Here is a 15545-nt window from a genome sequence, read left to right as displayed (position 1 = left end):
GCCAGACACTCCGAAACCCAATCCATAGGCACATTACATATTTGAAATAGTTATATAATTGAACGATTCCCGGCCGCCTTTGATCGCGGCCGTTCAAGTTCTTTCACGCTCTTGTGATAGCCCCTTGGGAACGAATCCTCCCAATACTAGGTTGTTGGGCATCGGAAGCATGAACCTGCCCGAACGGGGTGGCGACTACTTTCGGTAGATGGCGGCAGGAGCCTTCCATGAACCACTCGATCTACAGCGCAGATCGCTCGACCCACCTCAAGATCGTGGTCGTGGCCCTGGTTGCAGGGATCGCGGTGGCGGGTCTCGGCATCACGGCACGTTCGGTGTCCGACGACGGCCTGACCCAGACGGCTCGCGTCATCAAGGCCGGCAAGCCGGTTGTTATCACCAGCTCGAACGCATCGCTCGTTCGCTAAGGAGTTTTGACGAGTTTCAGGAATTCACGCGGCTCTTTACCAGCCCCCCAAAGTCGCCACGTGGATATGTAGACGACCCCAACCCCAAGTCGACTACAGAAAGCGCCCGCCCCCCACGGGCGCTTTCTCATGTCTGGGGTATGCAATCGGGTGCGACGCGCCGGAATGATTGCAGCGTCGTTGCGAGCACAGCAAAGCAATCCAAGCCTTCGCGGTAGGACAGATCCTGGTTGCTTCGCTGCTCTCGCGATGAAGACGCCACTCGTGCGGTTCACGCCTCGCGCAGTTCCGACGGCGTCGCACCGAAGCGCTTGCGGAAGGCGCGGTTGAAGTAGGACAGATCCGAGAACCCGGACGAATGCGCGATGTCGCTGATCTTGCGCGCCTTGGCGCGAGGATCGCCGAGCAGCTTTCGCGCCAGCAGCAGGCGTTGTTCCAGGACGAATTCCGTGAACGTCGTACCGGCCTGCTCGAACAGCCGCTGCGCCTGACGCGGGCTCAGGCCCGAACGCGTGGCGATTTCGGCAAGGCAGAGATCATTGCGCCCGAGCGCGGCCATGACATCGGCGCGCATGATGTCGAGCCGGGCTGCCGCATGTCCACGGCCACGCGCCAGACTCGCATGCTCCGCATCGGTGCCGAGCAGGAGGCCGACGAGATCGACCATGTGCTGCGCGGTCAGGCGCTGGCCGAGGGCGTCCAGATGCGGCGCCTGGTTGGCGGCAAGCGCGTGATAGCGGAAGATCGTCTCGGCGACCGCGCCGTCGGAGAGCACCTGCGACAGCTTGTCCTCAGCGCGCGGATGAATCTCGAGCAGCGCGCGGCGGGGCATGCGAATGGTGGTGAAACGGTCCTCGTCGCTGTGGCCCACGGTGCCGGTGACGCTCATGTCGGCCAGCATCATCTGCGACGGGGCAAGCTCGATGCTGTGACCGTTCTGCCTGACGCGAACGAGACCCGCATGCGCCGCTATCAGCATCAGGTCGTCGTTGCCGTCGGCAAGGCCGCTCTGCGTGCGCGAATATTGCGCCGAGGCACCCTCGGGAACGGCGAGCGCGATATTGCCGACCACGCTGATCTGGAGCCGGCAGTCTATGCTGTCGCCATGGCTCGGCCCGATATCGAGGCCACAGGGTCCGCAGGCCCTGTCACGCCAATGCTCGAATGCCGGACCGTGCGGGAGCCCCGCATATTGGTGAATGAAGATGCCCGGCGTCTTCGCTGCATCCATCTGATGTCTGCCCTCCGTGGCACCGCAACGTGCGGCGCCGACTTTCAAAGTCCGGCCATTTGACGCGGCAAATCGCCAAGAGGTTCAAATCAAGGGCAAATTTGGCCAGACTTGTCGAAATGCGACCAGAATGCAGACCGTGGCGACAGAGTTCCGCGCTTCGCAGGCGGCGCAGCGAGTGAGGCGCAATGGCTACTTCTTCGCCGGAACCTGCGACTGAGACGGCGGCACGGTTTCAATCAGCTTGCCGGAAAACACCGGCGCCGAGGTCGGCTGGCCATCTGGTGAGCCGCCGGCCTGCTCGACGGTGACGGCATAGGTCGCGCCGTTGACGACATCGGCATCGTAGGAAGCGAGCAGCGGACGCGCGGTGAAATCGTTCGCGCCGATCACGCCGAGAGAGCGCGGGCGCGGCAGCTTGTCGGAAATCAGCCAGAGTTCGAAGCTCTTGCCGGGCTGCGGCGCCGCACCGACTTTGCGCACGGTGAAATTCCGCGTCGCACCATCGATGGTGAGGATGAAGGCGGGGCCACCGCCCTGCCCCTGCAGCAACGCCACGTATTGTGCGGCCGCGGCAAGCGGCGCCGCCTGCGTCTTCACCTCGACCGTCTGGACGCGCGGTGCGGGGCGCAATGCGCCGGGCAGCGCATCGGGCTGGAAGATCTGGAGCGACAACGTCACGAGCAACGCGGCCGCGAGCGCGCCGGCGGCGGATGCGATGCCCCGCCAGCGCTTCACGCGGCCCTCCAGACGGATCACGTTGCCGGTGTCGATGACCGGTGCCTGAGGCGCGCGCGTGACCTGAAGGTCCGGCGCGTGAACCTGCGGAATGAATTGCGGTGCGAGGTCCGGAATGGCGTCGGGCTCGAGCTGCCGGGGTGCTGCCTGCTCCGGCGTGCCCTGCACGGCCTCCGGCTGCGCTGCCTCAGGCTGCTGCGGTCCAGGCTGGATCGACTCGGACTGCACCGGCTCAGAACGAACTTGCTCCGATGGCTGCGTTTCCTGCGGTGCGGGTTCGTGCGCAGGAATTTCCGGTGGAGAGAGCTCGGACACAGACGGAGTTGGTAGCACGGAGACCTCGGGCAGCGCCGCCGTATCCTCGCTGACGATGGTGCGCGCGATCTCCGACCTGATGTTTTCCCAAACGATCGGCCGCGGTTCGACCGAGCCGACCATCTGGTTGAGGACGCCGAGCCGGAATCCCCAGGCCCGCACGATCGCGGCGAACTCCTCGTCCACCGCCATCATGGTCTCGGCCTGTGCGCGCTCTTCGGCATCAAGCGTGCCGAGCGCATATTCCGCGGCGAGCGCGATATGGTCCTCAGTGTAGGCCATCAGTTACAGTCCAAAGCCATCCTCATGATCCGGCCCTCACAGTCCGAGACATTGCCGGATATCCAGCATGCTGCGCCGCAGCCACGTCTTCACCGTGTTGACGGGCGCTGCGAATTTCTCCGCCAGTTGCTCGCGGCTCCAGCCGTTGTAATAGGCGAGAAGCACGAGCCGCTGACGATCCGGCTCCAGCCGGCCGATGCATTCCAGAAGCCGCTTCAACTCCTCGGTCATCTCCCTGCGCGCGAGAGGATCGGGGCTGTCCGCGGCGACTTCCATCGCCTGCGGCTCGTCCTCCAGAGAGGCTTCCGTCTTCCTGCGCACGATGTCGATGGCGCGGTTGCGCGCGATCGACACCATCCACGTGATCGGCGACGACAGAGCGGGATTGAACTGGCCAGCGCTGCGCCAGACCTTGACGTAGGTCTCCTGAATGACCTCCTCTGCGAGATCCTGCCGACGCAAGATACGGAGCACGACGCCATAGAGTTTCGCGCGCGTGGCCACGTAGAGACGCTCGAACGCGCCCTGATCGCCCGCCGCCACTGCCTCGATCAGCCCGACCAGCTCTGCTGGCGTCAGCATTCAGCCCCCTCGACGCGCGGCCGTGTCGCCTGTCCCATCATCTCTCGCAACGGAGAGGTGACACCGCCGTCGCTGGCACGATGTTCATCCTCGCCACCATAGCGCGTGGCAAAGCCCGTCACCAAGGGGCGCGGGGTCACACTGTGCACAGCAAATGCGAAAACCCGGGCCTCGCGGCCCGGGTTCGCAAAATTCTCGGCGGTCTGGCGCGGACTGCGCCCTAGGCGATGGCGCCCATGCGGGCGCGCATCAGGCCGATGCTGTCGAGATCGGCCTGCTCGCGGGCGTTTTCCTCGGCCCGTTCGCGCGCCTGATCGCGTTCATCCAGCAGTTCGACCTTCTTGAGCTCCTCGAAGGCCTCGGCGAGCGCGGCCTTGGCTTCCTCGAGCTGGCCCCTCAGTTCGTCGGCCGAGCGGGTCAGATTCTCGCGGCGCTGGATCGCCGCCTTGGCATAGGTCGGGTAGGCAAAGTGCGAGGGATCGTTGATCCCGGCGCGTTCCTGCTCGGTCTGGATCTCGCGCTCGAGATCGACCGACATCCGCTGGAAGTCGGCGATCATGGTCTCGATCTGGGTGACCCTGCGGCGCTTCTCGTCGACCTGAAATTTCTTCAGGCGGATGAGCGTATCACGTGACTTCATCGACTCGTACTCCCCAGAAGTCCCCTGGCTGCACGTGGGACAACACCGATCTCCCCACGGGCCCCACTAGGCCCCGATCGGCTTCTCTACTCTGTGGGGTCGGATGATGACCTGACAAAGTTAGCGTTCCGTTTCCAAATTGCCGAGGATATGCGCCAACTGGCGGTAGCCGTCCGCAAGCGATGCACTTTCGTCCTTGCGCTGCCGTAGGAAGGCTTCCAGGGGCTCGTGGAGCCGGATCGCCTCGTCGACCTCGGGGCTGGAACCGGCCCGGTAGGCGCCGAGACGGATCAACTCCTCCATGTCGGCATAGGTCGCCATCACCTGACGCGCCCGCTGGATGGTTGGCCAGAACTGCGGATCGGCCGATTTCGGCATGGTGCGGGAGACCGATTTCAGGATGTTGATGGCAGGATAGCGGCCACGCTCGGCGATCGATCGCTGCATCACGATGTGGCCGTCGAGGATGCCGCGGACGGCATCGGCGATCGGCTCGTTGTGATCGTCGCCGTCGACCAGCACGGTGAAGATCGCGGTGATGGCGCCCTCACCAAGGCCCGGGCCGGCCCGCTCCAAGAGTTTCGGCAGCTCGGTGAAGACGGTCGGCGTGTAGCCCTTGGCGGTCGGCGGCTCGCCGGCGGACAGGCCGATCTCGCGCTGCGCCATGGCGAAGCGCGTCACCGAGTCCATCAAACAGAGGACGCCCTTGTCTTCGTCGCGAAAATATTCGGCGACAGCGAGCGTCAGATACGCGGCCTGGCGCCGCATCAGGGCGGGCTCGTCGGAGGTTGCGACTACCACCACGGAGCGCGCCAATCCCTCCTCGCCGAGATCGTCCTGCAGGAATTCCTGCACCTCGCGGCCGCGTTCGCCGATCAACCCGATGACGCTGACATCGGCATCGACGTTGCGCGCGAGCATCGACAGCAGCACCGATTTGCCGACGCCGGAGCCTGCGAAAATGCCCATGCGCTGGCCGCGGCAGCAGGTGAGGAAGGTGTTCATCGCGCGCACGCCGAGATCGAGCGGCTCGCCGACGCGCTTGCGCGAATGTGCCGGCGGCGGCGCATTGCGGAACGGCATCGGCGAGGCGCCCTGCGCCAACGGACCCTTGCCGTCGATCGGCTCGCCCAGGGCATTGACGACGCGGCCGAGCCAGGCCTGCGACGGCCGCACCTGGTTGGCGGCATTGGCGATCACGGCCTTGCAGCCGCGGCGCACGCCATCGAGTCCCGCGAACGGCATGACGACCGCATTGTTGCCGGAGAAGCCGATCACCTCGCAGGGAATCGAACGGTTCGCACCGGTCTCGATCACGAGCCGAGCGCCCACCGACATCGCATGAATCGGTCCGGCCACTTCGACCATGAGCCCGCGGACACCGACCACGCGGCCATATATGTTGACGCCGTCGATGTCGCCGATCTGTTCGGCAAGAGCCTTCATGACTGGCGCACCCTCACGATCCCAGCCTTCATGGCGAAAACCTTAAGTTTCGCCATATTTCTGAACGGCGCTTAACTTCGTGTTTACCCGCATCATTAATCATTGCGTCACTGTCTTTGTGACTGAGCGTGACTCCCCTTCAGAAGAAGGCTGAGTCGCGGGAGTCGGTTAGCGCCGCCTCTTAAAGTGGAACTTGAACGGAGCCGGATAACGAAAGCTGCTTCACGCGCAAGACCTTAGGGCGATTCGACAAAAATTGCACCGGTGGGACTTGCGTTCCAGAATCAGATTTTGTTAACCATCTGTCGTCAGGATCCGAATCAGTTGTTCAAAGGCGTTTTGTTGAGTGCCGCGAATGCGGCCGACCTGACGCCCAGGAGCGGCGACTATGGGGAACTGGCATGCGCGTTTTGCTGATTGAAGATGACAGCGCCGTCGCGCAGTCGATCGAGCTGATGCTGAAGTCTGAGAGCTTCAACGTCTACACGACCGACCTGGGGGAAGAGGGCGTCGATCTCGGTAAGTTATACGATTACGACATTATTCTCCTCGACCTCAATCTGCCCGACATGTCCGGCTACGACGTGCTCAAGCAGCTCCGGGTCTCCAAGATCAAGACACCGATCCTGATCCTCTCCGGCCTCGCCGGCATCGAGGACAAGGTCAAGGGTCTCGGCGTCGGCGCCGACGACTACATGACCAAGCCCTTCCACAAAGATGAGCTGGTGGCCCGCATCCACGCGATCGTGCGCCGCTCCAAGGGCCATGCCCAATCGGTCATCCAGACCGGTGACCTCGTCGTCAACCTCGACACCAAGACGGTGGAAGTCGGCGGCCAGCGCGTGCATCTGACCGGCAAGGAATATCAGATGCTGGAGCTGCTGAGCCTGCGCAAGGGCACGACGCTCACCAAGGAAATGTTCCTCAACCATCTCTACGGCGGCATGGACGAGCCGGAGTTGAAGATCATCGACGTCTTCATCTGCAAGCTCCGCAAGAAGCTCGCCAACGCCTCCGAGGGCCGCAACTTCATCGAGACCGTGTGGGGCCGTGGCTACGTGCTGCGCGAGCCGCACGAGGCCGACGAGCGCATCCCCGCCTGATCAGCTTCCGTTTGGCGAGCCCGAGGGCTCGCCCTCGACCAAACCCCGCCGTCAACGGCGGGGTTTTGTTTTTGGGGCTACGTCAGGCCGCTCATGCCCTGCCCGCTCAGGCGCTGGCGAGCGACGGGCTGACCAGGACCGGGCTTCTGACCGCGCACCGCGCGGCCGCCTCGCGCAACCGTCCGATCATCGCGTAGCCGATGATGAACCCGAGCGCGAAGGTCGGTAGCACGAAGGACGCGAAGAACGCCCATCCGGAAACGAGGTCGACGATCTCCATCACCGGCATGTGGATCACCTGCTGGATGGCAAGCAGCACCCACAACATCACCGTCATGCCGCCACCGAAGGCTAGTCCGTCCCTCATCTGCCGCGTCTGCCTCGACCGCCTGCCCCAGGTCGAATCCTGCACCAGCAGGGCCGTCATCGCGCCGATGCCCCAGGGAAAGATCAGCAGCGGCAGCCCGTGCAAGACCACGTCGACATAGGGCCTTCGCGGAAACTGATAGAAGTCGAATGCCGCCTGGATCGGAAGGAAGATGAGCGCGCTGCAGAGGCCGACCGAGAGGATGAATCCCACCGGGAGCCGGCCGAAGATGGTCTCGTTCGCGAACGCGTAGTGCCGCTTGAAATAATAGACCAGCCAGAAGTTCACGATGAAATAGAGCGGCGTCACCAGCAACGTCCGCAGCACACCGACGGATTGATCGCCGGGAATGTGAACGATCTTCCCCGATCCGAGCAACCACAGCAGGGACCAGCCGAACGTGAAGGCCGCCACGATTCCCACGAACTTCAGGATGCCCGGCGACGTCGGATCGAGAGCGAAGCCGATCGCTCCCAGCCTTCGCTTGCTGCGGGCGAGAGTCCATTCGCCGGCAAGGGCGGCGCGCACGGCGACGAGGAGAAGGTTGTTGAGCAGGGAATCCATGTCCTTGCGCAGATCCTCCAGCATGCATCCGGCTGCGGTCTGGGCCGCCAGTTGCAACTGGCTGACCGCGCTGTGGCGGGTCGACAGCGAATCGAGCGCCTGCCAGTCGTTGGGCTCGACCTGGCTGTCCTCCATGATCGCGCCGTAGATCTCGGCACTGCTCCTGAGCACGCGGACGGTCCGGAAACACATGGCGTCGTAACTTGCGAGAAGCTCCGCGCAGAGATCGGCATTGCGCTCCATGAAGGCCTCGCCGTCGGCGGTCCAGCGTTCGAGATGGAGCATGAGGGCGGAAATCTTCAGGAAGCGCGACTGTATGGCGGTCGATTGCACGGCACGGAAATCGTCGATCTGGTAGCCGATCCGGGAGAGCTTGCGTTGAAGGCTCGGCATGTCGTCCGGATGGACCTGGAAGGGCGATGCGGCGAGCGCGTCGCGCAGCGCATATGCGCTGACGGGGATACCCGCCAGCTCCTGGCAAAACCTTCGCCACGCCGCCGGGAGGACCGGAATGAGCCACGCGAACATCAACAGCCAGATCGCGGCAATCGGCGACAGTCGTTCGGGAAGGACGGCGTACACGACCAGGAACGGCGCGATGAAGACGGCGACGCCGAACGCGAACAACGGCCTCGTCGTGAACGAACGCGTGCCCTTGAGCGTGTGAAACCTGAACCAGTAGAACAGAACCACGAGAAGCGGCCCGCCGAAGGACTCGAAGATCGCATTCAGGGGGTCGACGACATTGGCGAGCGACACGGTGAACTCCTATCGCTAGGGTTCGCTGATGGGAGACGCACCCGACGCCACGGCATCCGGTCGTCCTTGTGAGACTTACGCGGCCTGGGCGACCAGCTTGGCCTTCTGGATCAGCAGGTCGATGTTGTCGGGCGCGATCGCGATCGCGCTGTCCATGTCGTTCTGCGCCTTCGCCATGTCCTTGATCTGCGCATAGGCGTTGGCGCGCGACACCAGATATTTCAGTTCGTCCGGCTTCGTCGCGACGGCCGTGCTGAAAGCCTTGATGGCCTCCTCCAGATAGCCGCGCTTGTCGTCGGTGCCGGCCGCCGTCATGCTGACGATGCCCTTGATCCAGTAGAATTCGGGGTTGTCCGGCTTGAGCCTGATCGCCTCTGCGATATCGGTCAGCGCATTCTCGTAGAGTCCGATGGTCACGTTGAAATTGGCGCGGCGCACCGAATATTCCGGCCTCGTCGGGTCGAGCTTCAGCATGTAGGCGAAGCTGGCCGCGGCCTTCGGAATCTGCTTCTGCTTGTGCTGGAGCGTCCCGAGGTCGAAATAGACCTTCGCGAGACGGACCGAGAGCTCGTTGTCGTCTGCAAGCAGGCCATGCAGTTCCTGTCCCTTTCGGGTCAGTTCCTCCAGCGCCTCGATCGTGGCGGGCGGGAAGTCAAGCATCCGCAGGAATTCGTCGCGCCGCTGCCGCAGCGCCTCCTTCGAGGGGCGCGTGTCGTCCGGCGGATTCGCCGGCAACTGCGGCGTTTCGACGTCGAATATCCGTCCGTCGGTCGACCGCATGTAGAGAACGGGAATGCCCCATTCCACCCGCGATTTCTCCTGGATGAATTTTCGCGCCAGCGTCACGGCATCGTCGATGGGACGGTTGCCGGCCAGCGCGGCATAGAATCCTTCCGACATCGAGATCGCGGCATTGTCGGTGATGGGGAACTGCATCGCCACCACGGCGGGCAGCCACCCCGTCTTCATCAGCCCGATCGCCGGATTGCCGAACCGGTCGCCGACATTGATCCTGGCGCTCTCGCAGCAATTGAGCACGATCAGACGAAGGCTCCGGCGCGCGCCCGTCAGCATCATCGCGAGATCGGAGGCGAACTTCTTCACCGGCTTGCCGTCCTCGTCGACCATGACGACGAAGCCGCTGGCACCGGCGCCGGGCGAGGCTTCCTCGACCCCGCCATGGCCGATGAAATGGAAGATGTGCCATTCTCCTTCGAGAAGCTTCTTCATCAGGTCCTTGCCGGTGCCGCCGGGGACCCACTGGAAATCGACCTTGCCTTCGTGCTGGAGCGCATCGATGCCCCTGTTGATGCGGTCACGCTCCTTGACGACGTTCAGCTTCGGCCACTCGCTGGTGGAGGGATCTGCAATCATGCCGAGGATCCGCAGCGGCCCCTTGACGCCCATCCGGCCGACGCTGCCGGCCGTCTCGAGATACCGCACGATGGGGCGCGTCAGACTGACGAAGCCGGGCATGTCGTCTTCGTCGTAGAGATATTCCCAGGGCAGCCCGGCAAGCTCGGCCGCCTCGATACGCAGCTTGATCCTGAGGTCCTGTGCCGCGCCCTTGCTGCGCTCGTAGATCCGCTGGATCGATGGGACCTCGGTGAAGACGCTGCGGAACACGCCGCGCCCGAAATCCCGCAACACCTGCTCGCCCCGCGTGGTCGGCCCCTGGCGGTTCTTCTCGTCGATCTCGAGAACGGCGCTTTCCAACTCGCCCCGCAGTTTGGCCAGTTCGCCGGGCGCGGAGAACCAGAACTTCACCTGACTCTTCGGCGCCTCGCCGGCCGGCGACCTGACGACACGGCCGTAATATTGCTGCGGACCGCCGCCTACCGGCAGATCTGAGCCGATCTCGAGCTCGAAATCTTCGTATTCGGCAACAGGCATTTTGAGCCTCACTCAACCGGAAATCTGATTTGAACGAAAATTCCCTCAAATTCGACGGGTCCGCTGCGACGGGCCACGCGCGCCTTGACAACGGGTAGGGGCGCACCGCGACTATCACACGCAACCTCTAGGCGCATTTGTGAGGCATGTCTCACATTGCCCGATTATTTGTCCTCTATGCCCGCGGCCCGCCGGCGCTTTCGTGGTTGGGGATCGAACTGATCCGGCCGGTGCGGCGACCAAGCGATCGTGCCAGAATTGTCGTGGCAACCGTCGGACCCCCTCATGATTCTGCAATCCCTCGCCGGCCTTCCCGCTTTCCTGGTCTATTTCTGCACCGGGCTGATCGCCATCGTGGCGTATCTGTTCGTCTACACCCGCATCACCCCGCACAACGAGTTCCAGCTCATCCGCGACAACGATCCTGCGGCGGCGATTGCCCTCGGGCTCAGCCTGCTCGGCTTCGTGGCGCCGCTGGTCAGCGCGATCGCGCATGCCGCCAGCGTGCTGGACTGCCTGATCTGGGCCGCGATCGCGCTGATCGTCCAGGTCGTCGTGTTCTATCTCGTCAAGGTCCCGGTGCCCAATTTGTCGGCGCGGATCGCCGCCGGCGAACTTGCGCCGGCGATCTGGCTCGGCCTGTCCTCGCTCGCCGCCGGGCTGCTGAATGCCGCCTGCATGATCTACTGACATGGCGGAGAAGCCTCCCACCAAGGACTTCGGCAAGCGCCGGCCGCTCCCGATGCCGCCACCGCCGCAAGAGCCGGTGAAGCGTTCCGGCCATGTCGCGCTCCTGGTGATGGGCACCATCGCGGTCGGAACCACTGCCTACGCGCTCATGCCGCGACAGAATTGCGATCCGCCTCCGGCCGGCGCAACGACGCCGGCACAGGCGAACACCGCCTGCAGCAGCGGCCGCAGTTCGTCGGGCGGAGGCTCGCACTGGTCGTCGCGATCGAGCTTCTTCAGCAGCGACTCCGGCAGCCATTCCTCGTCCGGCTCCTCATCAGAGTCCGGCTCGGGCGGCATCATGCGCGGCGGCTTTGGCGCCTTTGCCCATGCCTTCTCGAGCGGCGGCTGAAACGCGACATTTTGAATTCAATGCCGCGCATCGGTCTGCTTAGGTAGGCCACAGGAGGAAACGACATGAAACGCTCGCGACGGGTAGTGCTCACCCTGATGGGAAGCGCCGCGGTCAGCGCGGTCTCGCTGGGGTTCGTGAAGCGCGAACGGCCCTGCGGCGGCCTCGAGGCCGCTCCCGGCATCGACGGCAGGCCCGGTTGCCGCCCGGCCTATGGCGGCTTCGGCGGCACGCTGCATGACATGCACGGCCGCAGCGGCCATGGTCACGGCGGCGGCTGAGCAATGCAGCGCATCTCCTGCCCCGAACGCGAGGACTGGCGGCAGACCGCCGAACAGTGCGGCTTCGATTTCCACACGATCGACGGCGAACGCTATTGGGACGAACGGGCCTATTATGCCTTCACGCTCGACGAGATCGAGCGCGGGATCGAGGCACCGACCGGCGAGATCGACGCGATGTGCCTCGAGCTTGCCGGCCGCGTGATCGGCGACGAACGCCAGTTGCGGCGGCTGAGGATTCCGGACGCGTTCTGGGATCTGATCGCCGCGAGTTGGGAGCGCGACGATCGCAGCCTGTACGGCCGGCTCGACCTCACGTTCGACGGCAGGACGCCGGCCAAGCTGCTCGAATACAATGCGGATACGCCGACCTCGATCTTCGAGGCCGCGGTGTTTCAATGGACGTGGCTCGAACAGGCGATCGAAAGGCGCATCATCCCCGCGCGCGCCGATCAGTTCAACTCGATCCACGAACGGCTGATCGAAGCCTGGAAGATGATCGCTGCGGGCAGCCATCTGCATCTGACCGGCACCACCGGCAACGAGGAAGATGCCGGCACGCTCGCCTATCTCGAAGACACGGCGCGGCAGGCCGGACTTGCGACCTCGCTGCTCGATATCGAAGAGATCGGCTGGCGCGACGAGGCCGGCGGGTTCGTCGACCTCGACGACCGCGACATCGCGCTTGCGTTCAAACTGTACCCCTGGGAATGGATGTTCCACGACGCCTTCGGCGCCAAGCTGGCCGAGGCGCCGACCCGCTGGATCGAGCCGCCCTGGAAGGCCGTTCTCTCCAACAAGGGCATCCTGCCGCTGCTGTGGGAGATGTTTCCCAATCACCCCAATCTGCTGCCGGCCTTCTTCGAGGATGATCCCCGTTCGGCCGAACTCGGCAGCTCCTATGTGCGCAAGCCGCTGCTGTCGCGTGAGGGCGCCAACGTCACCCTGGTCTCGGGCGGCGTGCCGCTCGACACGCAGGAAGGTCCTTACGGTGCCGAGGGATTCGTGCGGCAGGCGCTGTCGCCATTGCCGAACTTTTCAGGATTCTATCCCGTGGTGGGAAGCTGGCTGGTGAACCACGAGCCCTGCGGACTGTCGATCCGCGAAGACGAGAGCCCGATCACCGGCAACGGCTCGCGGTTTCTGCCGCATGCGATCGTGTGAGAAAGTCTGCTTTGCTTCATCTCTCTGGTGCGAGAAGAAGCGCGCTCACCGCGCGGCGACGATCTTCAGCGGCTGCGGCATCAGCCCGCCCATCGGCCGGCCGGACCGCGCGGTATTGAGCTGGTAGAGACCGCGGCGGTCGGTCATGGGACGGAAGGCGTCGGTGATGCCGACCACGGATTCTGCCGCACCGAGCAGCAGCGTGCCGTCGGCCTCCAGGCTTCTCGCCATCCGCTCGAAGATCACGGCCTTGGTGTCCTGGTCGAAATAGATCAGCACGTTGCGGCAGAAGATCACGTCGAACGTGCCGAGATGCGAGAAATCCTGCAGCAGGTTGAGCTGGCGGAACTGCACCATGGAGCGGATGTCGGCATTGAGCTGCCAGATCTCGCCTGATTGCGTGAAGTATCGGACCAGATGCTGGATCGGCAGGCCGCGCTGCACCTCGAACTGGCTGTAGACACCCGCCTTCGATTTCTCCAGCACCTCCTGCGACAGGTCCGTGGCGACGATCTCGATGCGCCAGCCGGCGAAGGCCGCACCCATCTCCTTGATGCACATCGCGATCGAATAGGGCTCCTGCCCGGTCGAGGACGCCGCGGACCAGATGCGCAGCGACTTGCGTGCCGCGCGTGCCTGGATCAGGCCCGGCAGGATCGTATCACGCAGATGATCGAACGGGATCTTGTCGCGGTAGAAGAAGGTCTCGTTAGTGGTCATCGCCTCGACAACGTCGGTCGCGAGGCGGCCATTCCCGTTCCGGATCTTCTGCACGAGATCCGGAATGCCGGACAGGCTCGTCCTGCGGGCGAGCGGCAGCAGCCGGCTTTCGACCAGATATTGCTTGTCGGCGGAGAGATCGAGACCCGAGCGCTCCTTCAGGAATTTGCGCAGATATTCGTAGTCCGTGGGCGTCACGCGCGATCTCCCGCGAACAGGCGGTTGACCTTCGCAGCGATCTGGTTGAGCGGCAGGATCGCCGCGCAGATGCCGGCATTCGCGGCGGCGCCAGGCATGCCCCAGACCACGCTCGTGGCTTCGTCCTGCGCGATTACGCTGCCGCCGGCGGCGACGATGTCCTTGCCGCCGCGCATGCCGTCCGAGCCCATGCCCGTCAGGATCACGGAGAGGATGTTGCCATGCCAGATGTCGATGGCGGAGGTGAAGAGCGGATCGACCGCCGGCTTGCAGAAATTGACGGCGGGGCCGTCGTCGAGCGCGATCACAGTGTCCATGCCATTGCGCGCGACGCGCATGTGCTTGCCACCCGGCGCCAGATAGATGCGGCCCGGCTTCACCGGCTCGCCGTCGGTCGCTTCACTTGACGGCCGCCGGCTCGCACGCGCCAGATGCTCGGCGAGAATGGTGGTGAAGGTCGGCGGCATGTGCTGGGTGATCAGCACCGGGAAGCGATCGATCACCGGCCCGAGATCCGCCACCAGCGTCATCAGTGCCTGCGGACCGCCGGTCGAGGAGCCGATCAGCAGAACCTTGGGGACCTGCAGCGAGAACGGACGGGTGGTCAGGGACAGCGACGGTGCGGCATGCACGGCCGGCGCCGGCGCAGCAGCCCGCGCGGCTTCGCGCACGAGCGGCGCCGGAGACGCCGGCACAAGCGGCGGGCTTGCGACGGCGGCTCTGCGGCGGAGCCGCGCGCCGAGATGACGGATCTTCTGGATCAGGTCGTGGTGGAAGATGTCGGCGGCCGAGGCTTCGCGCGTCGATTCCGGCTTCGGGATGTAGTCGGCGGCGCCGAGCGACAGCGCCTTGAAGCTGATCTCCGCGTTGCGCCGGGTCAGCGTCGAGGCCATGATGACGACGAGATCGCGCTTCTTCGCCAGCAGTTGCGGCAGCGCCGAGATGCCGTCCAGCTCGGGCATTTCGATGTCGAGCACGGCGACGTCGGGATTGATGCGTTCGAGCTGGTTGACCGCTTCGAGCCCGGTGCGCAGCGAGGCGGCGACCTCCATGTCGTGCTCGGCACCGATCCAGCGCGAGATCAGGCCGCGAATGACGACGGAGTCATCGACGACCATGACGCGCAGAGGTCCCGCTTCCCGCGACGGGCCCGTGGTCGAATTACCTGCGAACGCAACACTCATTACTCACCAACTCAGACTGGAACGGTTCAGTAGAATACAAACGCCGAAGGATCCGTTCAGCCTCCGGTCGCCCGCTCAGATCAAGCCGACTTCCTGGAATTTCGCCGTCACGATGTCCTTGTCGAAGGGCTTCATGATGTACTCGTTAGCGCCGGCATGCAGCGCGCGCGCAATGTGCGCGACGTCGTTCTCGGTGGTGCAGAACACGACCTTGGGCTGGTCGCCGCCGGGCATGCGGCGCAGATGGCCGAGAAACTCGTAGCCATCCATGACCGGCATGTTCCAGTCGAGCAGCACTGCGTCGGGCAACCCGCGCTTGCAGGCTTCCAGCGCCTTCTCCCCGTCCTCGGCTTCGAGGATCTGGAAGTCGAGGCCCTCCAGGATCCGGCGCGCAACCTTGCGGATGACGCTGGAATCATCAACGACGAGACAAGTTCGCATGTGAACCTCTGCTTCCTGTCCCCTTTACTGGGACACTTCCAATTGCAAGTCCGTCGGCGACACGCCGTATCAAGCCGCCATCATCTCGGGTGCGAGTTCGAGGACGCGATCGACGTCGAGGACGACCA

At 64.2% G+C, this 15545-nt stretch carries 16 protein-coding genes; 6 read left to right on the top strand and 10 right to left on the bottom strand.

What is annotated here, in order from left to right; translation table 11 throughout:
- Nucleotides 1-227 precede the first annotated feature (227 nt).
- On the top strand, nucleotides 228-428 hold the full coding sequence (locus QM712_RS02075) for a hypothetical protein (protein WP_415021369.1): 201 nt from the start codon (nucleotides 228-230) through the stop codon (nucleotides 426-428).
- Between the two features lie 271 nt (nucleotides 429-699).
- Here the strand turns inward: QM712_RS02075 and QM712_RS02070 are convergent, their stop codons facing one another.
- From QM712_RS02070 to fliI, 5 genes are all read right to left on the bottom strand, one after another.
- Complete coding sequence (locus QM712_RS02070) at nucleotides 700-1659, bottom strand: AraC family transcriptional regulator (RefSeq protein WP_415021368.1); 960 nt, start codon at nucleotides 1657-1659, stop codon at nucleotides 700-702.
- A 192-nt stretch (nucleotides 1660-1851) separates the two neighbouring features.
- Nucleotides 1852-2994, bottom strand: a complete 1143-nt coding sequence (locus QM712_RS02065) for an anti-sigma factor domain-containing protein (RefSeq protein ID WP_415021367.1) — start codon at nucleotides 2992-2994, stop codon at nucleotides 1852-1854.
- 36 nt (nucleotides 2995-3030) lie between these two features.
- Nucleotides 3031-3576: a sigma-70 family RNA polymerase sigma factor gene (locus QM712_RS02060; RefSeq protein ID WP_415021366.1), complete on the bottom strand. Its 546-nt coding sequence runs from the start codon at nucleotides 3574-3576 to the stop codon at nucleotides 3031-3033.
- Nucleotides 3577-3796: 220 nt separating this feature from the next.
- Nucleotides 3797-4216 carry a flagellar export protein FliJ gene (gene fliJ, locus QM712_RS02055; protein ID WP_415021365.1) on the bottom strand — a complete coding sequence of 140 codons (420 nt, stop codon included), beginning with the start codon at nucleotides 4214-4216 and terminating at the stop codon, nucleotides 3797-3799.
- Nucleotides 4217-4336: 120 nt separating this feature from the next.
- Nucleotides 4337-5662 (bottom strand): flagellar protein export ATPase FliI, encoded by a 1326-nt coding sequence (fliI, locus tag QM712_RS02050; protein WP_415021364.1) that lies wholly within the window; start codon nucleotides 5660-5662, stop codon nucleotides 4337-4339.
- Nucleotides 5663-6063: 401 nt separating this feature from the next.
- On the opposite strand from fliI, the gene ctrA reads away from it, so the two are divergent.
- Nucleotides 6064-6765 carry a response regulator transcription factor CtrA gene (gene ctrA / locus QM712_RS02045; RefSeq protein WP_016848562.1) on the top strand — a complete coding sequence of 234 codons (702 nt, stop codon included), beginning with the start codon at nucleotides 6064-6066 and terminating at the stop codon, nucleotides 6763-6765.
- Nucleotides 6766-6871: 106 nt separating this feature from the next.
- On the opposite strand, the gene QM712_RS02040 is transcribed toward ctrA, so the two are convergent.
- On the bottom strand, nucleotides 6872-8455 hold the full coding sequence (locus tag QM712_RS02040) for a hypothetical protein (RefSeq protein WP_415021363.1): 1584 nt from the start codon (nucleotides 8453-8455) through the stop codon (nucleotides 6872-6874).
- Nucleotides 8456-8530: 75 nt separating this feature from the next.
- Complete coding sequence (locus QM712_RS02035) at nucleotides 8531-10348, bottom strand: CHAT domain-containing tetratricopeptide repeat protein (protein WP_415021362.1); 1818 nt, start codon at nucleotides 10346-10348, stop codon at nucleotides 8531-8533.
- Nucleotides 10349-10633: 285 nt separating this feature from the next.
- On the opposite strand from QM712_RS02035, the gene QM712_RS02030 reads away from it, so the two are divergent.
- The 4 genes from QM712_RS02030 (at nucleotide 10634) to QM712_RS02015 (ending at nucleotide 12874) form a co-directional block, all read left to right on the top strand.
- Nucleotides 10634-11038 (top strand): DUF350 domain-containing protein, encoded by a 405-nt coding sequence (locus tag QM712_RS02030; RefSeq protein ID WP_415021361.1) that lies wholly within the window; start codon nucleotides 10634-10636, stop codon nucleotides 11036-11038.
- Nucleotide 11039: 1 nt separating this feature from the next.
- A complete protein-coding gene (locus QM712_RS02025) occupies nucleotides 11040-11429 on the top strand; it encodes a hypothetical protein (protein WP_415021360.1) in 390 nt (129 codons plus the stop codon).
- 65 nt (nucleotides 11430-11494) lie between these two features.
- Nucleotides 11495-11710 (top strand): hypothetical protein, encoded by a 216-nt coding sequence (locus QM712_RS02020; protein WP_415021359.1) that lies wholly within the window; start codon nucleotides 11495-11497, stop codon nucleotides 11708-11710.
- A gap of 3 nt (nucleotides 11711-11713) precedes the next feature.
- A complete protein-coding gene (locus tag QM712_RS02015) occupies nucleotides 11714-12874 on the top strand; it encodes a glutathionylspermidine synthase family protein (protein ID WP_415021358.1) in 1161 nt (386 codons plus the stop codon).
- 45 nt (nucleotides 12875-12919) lie between these two features.
- Here QM712_RS02015 and QM712_RS02010 read toward each other — a convergent pair whose 3' ends face one another.
- The 3 genes from QM712_RS02010 to QM712_RS02000 form a co-directional block, all read right to left on the bottom strand.
- A complete protein-coding gene (locus QM712_RS02010) occupies nucleotides 12920-13792 on the bottom strand; it encodes a CheR family methyltransferase (protein ID WP_415021357.1) in 873 nt (290 codons plus the stop codon).
- Nucleotides 13789-14976, bottom strand: coding sequence for a protein-glutamate methylesterase/protein-glutamine glutaminase (locus QM712_RS02005; protein ID WP_415021356.1), 1188 nt, complete (start codon nucleotides 14974-14976; stop codon nucleotides 13789-13791). Before QM712_RS02005 ends, QM712_RS02010 begins: the two co-directional genes overlap by 4 nt.
- A gap of 75 nt (nucleotides 14977-15051) precedes the next feature.
- A complete protein-coding gene (locus tag QM712_RS02000; RefSeq protein ID WP_007600538.1) occupies nucleotides 15052-15417 on the bottom strand; it encodes a response regulator in 366 nt (121 codons plus the stop codon).
- Between the last annotated feature and the right edge of the window lie 128 nt (nucleotides 15418-15545).

The organism is Bradyrhizobium sp. (assembly GCF_047605465.1).
Classification (GTDB): Bacteria; Pseudomonadota; Alphaproteobacteria; order Rhizobiales; family Xanthobacteraceae; genus Bradyrhizobium.
The sequence above is the reverse complement of the archived record's forward strand: the minus strand, read 5'-3'. Positions and strand labels throughout refer to the sequence as shown.

What these genes read in the sequence shown, in the direction of transcription:
- QM712_RS02075 (WP_415021369.1), top strand. Translation starts at nt 228, where the DNA reads ATGAACCACTCGATCTACAGCGCAGATCGCTCGACCCACCTCAAGATC.
- QM712_RS02070 (WP_415021368.1), bottom strand. Translation starts at nt 1,659, where the DNA reads ATGGATGCAGCGAAGACGCCGGGCATCTTCATTCACCAATATGCGGGG.
- QM712_RS02065 (WP_415021367.1), bottom strand. Translation starts at nt 2,994, where the DNA reads ATGGCCTACACTGAGGACCATATCGCGCTCGCCGCGGAATATGCGCTC.
- QM712_RS02060 (WP_415021366.1), bottom strand. Translation starts at nt 3,576, where the DNA reads ATGCTGACGCCAGCAGAGCTGGTCGGGCTGATCGAGGCAGTGGCGGCG.
- fliJ (WP_415021365.1), bottom strand. Translation starts at nt 4,216, where the DNA reads ATGAAGTCACGTGATACGCTCATCCGCCTGAAGAAATTTCAGGTCGAC.
- fliI (WP_415021364.1), bottom strand. Translation starts at nt 5,662, where the DNA reads ATGAAGGCTCTTGCCGAACAGATCGGCGACATCGACGGCGTCAACATA.
- ctrA (WP_016848562.1), top strand. Translation starts at nt 6,064, where the DNA reads ATGCGCGTTTTGCTGATTGAAGATGACAGCGCCGTCGCGCAGTCGATC.
- QM712_RS02035 (WP_415021362.1), bottom strand. Translation starts at nt 10,348, where the DNA reads ATGCCTGTTGCCGAATACGAAGATTTCGAGCTCGAGATCGGCTCAGAT.
- QM712_RS02030 (WP_415021361.1), top strand. Translation starts at nt 10,634, where the DNA reads ATGATTCTGCAATCCCTCGCCGGCCTTCCCGCTTTCCTGGTCTATTTC.
- QM712_RS02025 (WP_415021360.1), top strand. Translation starts at nt 11,040, where the DNA reads ATGGCGGAGAAGCCTCCCACCAAGGACTTCGGCAAGCGCCGGCCGCTC.
- QM712_RS02020 (WP_415021359.1), top strand. Translation starts at nt 11,495, where the DNA reads ATGAAACGCTCGCGACGGGTAGTGCTCACCCTGATGGGAAGCGCCGCG.
- QM712_RS02015 (WP_415021358.1), top strand. Translation starts at nt 11,714, where the DNA reads ATGCAGCGCATCTCCTGCCCCGAACGCGAGGACTGGCGGCAGACCGCC.
- QM712_RS02005 (WP_415021356.1), bottom strand. Translation starts at nt 14,976, where the DNA reads ATGAGTGTTGCGTTCGCAGGTAATTCGACCACGGGCCCGTCGCGGGAA.
- QM712_RS02000 (WP_007600538.1), bottom strand. Translation starts at nt 15,417, where the DNA reads ATGCGAACTTGTCTCGTCGTTGATGATTCCAGCGTCATCCGCAAGGTT.